This window comes from Bacillus songklensis (assembly GCF_042649685.1).
Classification (GTDB): Bacteria; Bacillota; Bacilli; order Bacillales; family Bacillaceae_H; genus Bacillus_BA; species Bacillus_BA songklensis.
In genome coordinates, this window is record NZ_JBHRZT010000040.1 from 1 (window position 1) to 707 (window position 707).

The following is a 707-nucleotide window of genomic DNA, read 5'->3' on the forward strand; positions in this document are numbered from 1 at the left end:
TAACCTCTATTTATGTACCAACTAAAGATGATGAAGCACTGCGAGACTTGGTGCGGGCTCGTGAAGATGCCAAAGAAGATGAATTAAGGGCCAAGCATCAATTGACAAAGTTTTTATTACGTAACAATATCAATCCTCCTTCTGGAATTCGGAAGTGGACTCATAAGTACCGAGAATGGTTAAACACATTGAAGTTTAATCGCTCTGCATCGAGGATTGTCTTTCAAGAATATTATCATCACCTTCAGGAGATTGAACAACGAATCAAACGGTTAGAAGAAGAGATACAAGTACAAGCAACTGAAGGTGTTCATGCCCCCATGATCCAAGCTCTACAAACATTAAGAGGGGTGGCGGTGATTACAGCGACGAGTCTAGTAGCTGAGATTGGATCCTTTAAACGATTTGCTTCCCCAAAACAATTCATGTCTTATGTAGGGTTGATCCCGAGTGAGTATTCTAGTGGGGAGAGTAGAAGACAAGGGAAAATTACCAAGACAGGGAACCGTCATGTTCGTCGTTTATTAGTAGAAGCTGCCTGGAGTTATCGTTATCAACCTGCCCTAAAAGGACAATTAAAGAAAAGACAAGAGGGTCAATCAGCTCGTGTTCAAGCCATCTCATGGAAAGCACAAAATCGTCTTCACAAAAAATATTTTCGTTTATTATCAAGAGGAAAAGAGAGTGGAAAGGCAATAACCGCAGTG

Annotated in this window: 1 protein-coding gene; it reads left to right on the top strand. The window is 41.0% G+C overall.

The window, feature by feature from the left end; genetic code table 11:
• Positions 1–707, top strand: a 707-nt coding sequence (locus ACFOU2_RS09450) for an IS110 family transposase (protein WP_377914485.1), incomplete at both ends; no start/stop codon positions are given.